The organism is Nonomuraea sp. 3N208 (assembly GCF_052245935.1).
Taxonomy (GTDB): Bacteria; Actinomycetota; Actinomycetes; order Streptosporangiales; family Streptosporangiaceae; genus Nonomuraea.
Genome location: NZ_JBQQBR010000113.1, coordinates 1 through 4,863 on the forward strand (window position 1 = coordinate 1; position 4,863 = coordinate 4,863).

Annotated in this window: 4 protein-coding genes; 2 read left to right on the plus strand and 2 right to left on the minus strand. The window is 69.1% G+C overall.

Going from position 1 to position 4,863, the window contains the following annotated elements:
- Positions 1-184: 184 nt before the first annotated feature.
- Complete coding sequence (locus ACTWPT_RS59485) at positions 185-892, minus strand: sirohydrochlorin chelatase (protein ID WP_443186386.1); 708 nt, start codon at positions 890-892, stop codon at positions 185-187.
- A gap of 256 nt (positions 893-1,148) precedes the next feature.
- Between ACTWPT_RS59485 and ACTWPT_RS59490 the strand changes: the two genes are divergently transcribed.
- Positions 1,149-2,471, plus strand: coding sequence for an MFS transporter (locus ACTWPT_RS59490; protein ID WP_443186387.1), 1,323 nt, complete (start codon positions 1,149-1,151; stop codon positions 2,469-2,471).
- Between the two features lie 97 nt (positions 2,472-2,568).
- Here the strand turns inward: ACTWPT_RS59490 and ACTWPT_RS59495 are convergent, their stop codons facing one another.
- The gene (locus ACTWPT_RS59495; RefSeq protein WP_443186388.1) at positions 2,569-3,903 is read right to left on the minus strand and encodes an MFS transporter; all 1,335 of its coding nucleotides are present in this window, start codon (positions 3,901-3,903) and stop codon (positions 2,569-2,571) included.
- A 91-nt stretch (positions 3,904-3,994) separates the two neighbouring features.
- Here ACTWPT_RS59495 and ACTWPT_RS59500 point away from each other — a divergent pair, with 91 nt between their 5' ends.
- Positions 3,995-4,675, plus strand: a complete 681-nt coding sequence (locus tag ACTWPT_RS59500) for a GntR family transcriptional regulator (RefSeq protein ID WP_443186389.1) — start codon at positions 3,995-3,997, stop codon at positions 4,673-4,675.
- The last annotated feature ends 188 nt before the right edge of the window (positions 4,676-4,863 follow it).

A 4,863-nucleotide genomic window follows, 5' to 3' on the forward strand; every position in this document is an offset into this window, starting at 1 on the left:
AACCTCGCGCAAGGTGCTCAGCGTGAACGGCATGCGCCGCTTCACAGTGGGATCGCCTGAGATGGCGTGCAGCGCGTGCACGTCGGCCTCGGTGACGTCACGTAGGCCGAGTCGTTCGCCGTTCCACACCACCTGACGCATGCGCAGACGGTAACGCGAGTTCCGTGATCTTTACAAGCCCTTGTCAAGTCGCGAGTTGACTGCCGTAAGCTCGCGCGACAAGTTCCGCGACCATGCTGTGCGAACCGAGCGGCTCCGCGTGCCCGGCGTCGACCTCCGCGGCGGCCCGCTCGACGATCCCCGTGGGCGCCTCATGGCCGATCATGCAGGGGGCGATCGCCAGGCGCTGGGCGCCGGCCGCGCGCAGGCGCTGGGCGGCGAGGCTCACGCCGGGCTCGCTGTCGAGCGCGGCGGCCACGACCGGGAGTGTGAGCCGGGAGGCCAGCAGCACCGCGGTGGCCTGCACGGCGCGCACCGCGCGCTCGCCGCCGACGGTGCCGAGGATGACGGCGTCCACGGGGCTGGAGACGTTCAGCAGGCGTACGCGGTCGGCCCGGGCCAGGCCGCGCTCGGCGAGCCGGATGTGGAGCGCCTCGGCCAGCAGCGGGTGCGGCCCGAGCGCGTCGGTCACCATGGCCCCGGAGCCACTGGCCGCCACGGCCTTGCCGATCTCCGCCATGATGACCGGGTCTTCCCAGGTGAGCAGGGGCACGATGACCACGTCGCGGCCGGTGGGAAGGGAGTCCGCCAGGTCGGTGTCACTCGTCAGCCGGACCTCGATCTGGGGGTTGTCCACGCGTACCACGGCCGCGATCTCTTCCGCTACGCCGGAGGTGTCGCCGGGGGTGGCGAGCACGAGCACAGGGGCGTCCGGCGGCAGCGATGTGGGCACGGGACGGCGGTGGCGACCGCCGCCCGGCCGGGGGGAACGTTCACGTACAGGCAGGCTCACAGGCGGGCATTTTATGCCCATTCGAAGGGTCTTGTTCCGTGAATAGATGGCGATTCCGTCACAACGCCGACCCTGTGATCGAGATCACATCGTGATCCGTCGAAACGTTGACTTATCTATACAAAACGGAAAGCTTGGAGCAACTAGAAACGCGTTCTAGAGCGACGTCCCACAACCGTCCCCCGGAGGATGGGTCATGAAGCCGTTCTATGTCCGCGAGCTGGGCGTTTACCCGATCGGTCGCCGCCGTATCTTCCTGCTCTCGATCGCGGTCCTGGCGAGTCTGGTGGCCAACTTCGAGACCACGATCGCCACCATCCTGCCCCTCCTCATGGACGACCTGGGCATGTCGCTCACCGTCTACGGGCAGATCGCCGCGCTGTCGGTGCTCGTGGGCGGGCTCTCGGCCGGGTTCGGCGGCATCCTGTCCGACCGATGGGGGCGGGTCACGATCCTGGTTCCCACCCTGACCATCACGGCCGCCTGCAACTTTCTGCTCGCCACCGTGGACTCGGTGGCCGGGCTGTTCTGGATCCGCTGCCTGATGTTGTTCATCGAGGGCGCGGGGATCACGATCACCGCCTCGCTCGTACGGGACTTCTCCCCGCGGATGGGCCGGGCGCAGGCGTTCGCGTTCTGGACGTGGGGTCCCGTCGGGGCGTCGTTCCTGGCCTCGTTCATCGCGGGGTTCACGCTGCCGCTGTTCGGCAACGCGTGGCAGTCGCAGGCGATCATCATGGGCTTCGTGTCGCTGGCCATGTGCGCGGTCATCATCTGGAAGATCGCCGAGCCGTCGGCGGCGCTGCGGGCCGAGGTGCTCGAGTCCGAGATGGCCGTGCAGGCCGAGGGCCAGACCCAGCACGGCCGGGTGCGCGAGCTGCTCCGGCATCCGCATCTGTGGGCGCACGTCCTCGGCAACACCGGCTGGCAGGTCCTCTACTGGACGTTCGCGATCTTCGGACAGACGATATTGACGGGCGCGTTCGGCATGGATCCGGCAGCGGCCAACCGGGTGGTGGCGCTGGGCATCGTGCTCAACGCCGTGGCCGTGGTGGCGGTCGGCCGGGTCTCGGACCGGATCCAGTTGCGCAAGCCGTTCACCGCCGTGGGCACCGTGCTGACCGTGGCGATGCTCGCGTACTTCATCACCCTGATCGGCCCGGGCGTCTCGGCGGCGCACGTGACGGTCGTGTACGCGCTGCTCTACCTGTTCATGGGCGTCGCGTACGTGCCGTGGATGGCCAACTTCTCCGAGAACGCCGAGGACGTCGAATCCCGGCTGCAGGGCTCGGCGCTCGGCATCTGGGGCATGGTCGTCCGCGTCATGATCGTGGTGCTGCTGGTGGTCTCGCCCATGGTGGTGGAGACCGGCGGCTGGCAGACGTGGCTCGGTGTGGCGCTCGCCGGACAGGTCGTGTTCCTGGTCTCGATGGTGGCATTCAAGGGCAGATGGCGTACCGCGGCTCTCGGCGTGCCGGCACCACAACCGACTGCGGATTCCCCGGGGCGTACACCGTGATGCCCTTCGCCGGTCGTTCTGCGCGCAGAAGGTGCGGGTGCCGCGCGGGCGGCGGTGGCAGCCGCCGCCCGCGGCTTTCGCGGCAATCGAGGGTGCTTCAGGCGAACGGCCCGACCTGGCCGGGGACCCCGGGGCGCGGGGCGGGCTCCGGCTCGGCGGTGAGGTCGAGGTCGCGGGTCTCCGGCGCGATGGCCAGGCCCAAGGTGGTGACGGCCAAGGCGATGACCACGTAGATCGACACGGCGACCGTGGTCTGGTACGCCTGGAACAACTGGAGCGCGATGATCGGCGCCAGTGCGCCGCCCACGATGCCGGCCACCTGGTAGCCCATGGAGGCCCCGCTGTAGCGCAGGCGCGTGCTGAACAGCTCGGCGATGAACGCGGCCTGCGGCCCGTACATCGCGGCATGCGTGATCAGCGCGACCACGGCGGCCAGCGCGATCAGCGGGAACGACTTCGTTTCCAGCAGCGGGAAGAACGCGAACACCCACACCGCCGCGCCCACCACGCCCGCGAAGTAGACCGGCCGCCGCCCCACCCGGTCCGACAGCGCCCCGAACAGGGGGATCAGCGCCAGCTGCAGCGCCGAGCCGATGAGGACCGCGTTCAGCGCGTACGAGCGCGGCAGGTCCAGCTGCCCGGTGATGTAGACGATGATGTACGCGGTGAAGGTGTAGAAGGCCACGTCCACGCCGATCCGCGCGGTGAAGGCGGACAGCAATGCGCGCGGGTGCGTGCGCAGCACCTCCACCAGCGGCATCTTCGCCTTGGCGCCGTGCTGCTCGACCTCGGCGAACAACGGCGACTCGGTGATCTTCAGCCGGACCCACAGGCCCACGAACACCAGCGCGCCCGACAGCAGGAACGGCACCCGCCAGCCCCACGACAGGAACGCCGCGTCCGACTGGACGAACGACAGCAGCGTGAGCAGCCCGGTCGCCAGCACGTACCCGGCGGGCACCCCGACCTGCGGCCAGCTGGCGTTGAACCCGCGCCGCCGCCCGTCGCCGTGCTCCAGCGACATGATCACCGCGCCGCCCCACTCGCCGCCGAGCCCCAGGCCCTGCACGAACCGCAGCAGCGCCAGCAGGATCGGCGCGACAACGCCGACGCTCGCGTAGCCGGGCAGCACGCCGATGAGGAACGTCGAGACGCCCATCACCAGCAGCGTCACCACCAGCACGGTCTTACGGCCCACCCGGTCGCCGAAGTGGCCGAACACCACGCCGCCCAGCGGCCTGGCGACGAACGCGACGGCGTTGGTGGTCAGCGACGCCAGCGTCGCGTTGAACGGGTCGAGGCCGGGGAAGAACAGCTTGGGGAAGACCAGCGTCGCGGCCGTGGTGTAGAGGAAGAAGTCGTACCACTCCAGCGACGTGCCGATCAGGCTGGCGAGGATCACCCGCCGGGTCTGTTGCGTGGAGCCTGACATCGATCGCTCCTTGGTAGTCGAGGGGATAGTTTCAACATAAGAATCGTTGAACAATTCGACAAGAGGTTTGCTCCATGATTCCCTGTTAAATGTGGATGACGTCGCCGCTGATCTCGCCCAGGACCGGGCCCGACTGGGACGCAGCAGCACGGCCGAGCGGGTGGCCGACATCCTGCGCGAGCGCATCAGCGAGGGTTTCTTCCGCCCCGGCCAGCGGTTGTCGGAGGAGGCCATCTCCGAAGGGCTCGGCGTGTCGCGCAACACGCTGCGCGAGGCGTTCCGGCTGCTCGGCCACGAGCGGCTGCTGGACCACAAGCTCAACAGGGGCGTGTTCGTGCGCCTGCCGTCCGTCCAGGACGTGCTCGACCTCTACCGGGTGCGCCGCGTGCTGGAGGGTTCGGCAGTGCGCCGCCCGGCGTCGCCGCAGGCGCTGACCGTGGTCAGAGAGGCCATGTGGGACGCCGAGCGGGCCGCCGCCAAGGACGACTGGCAGGGTGTCGGCACCGCCAACATCCGCTTCCACCAGGCGCTCGCGTCGCTGAACGACAGCCCCAGGATCGACGAGCTCATGCGCCAGCTGCTGGCCGAGCTGCGCCTGGTGTTCCACGTGATGAAGAACCCGCGGGCCTTCCACGAGCCGTTCGTCGACCGCAACCGCACGCTGCTCGAGCTGATCGAGGCGGGCAAGCCGGAGGAGGCCGCGGCCTATCTGGACGACTATCTGGATCACGCGGAAGAGCTGCTCGTCCACGCGTACGAGCCGAACCGCTAACGTTTCCGCATGGACCGGATCTTCACCGTCGACGAGGCCCGCTCCCTGCTGCCCGGCGTCATCGAGGACGCCGGCGTGGTGATCGCCGCCCGCGCCGACCTCGCCGAGATCACCTTCGACCGCCAGGCCAGAGGCGGCTCCGAGCTCGGCGGCATTCCCGAGATGAAGGCGCTCGAGGCCCGCATCTA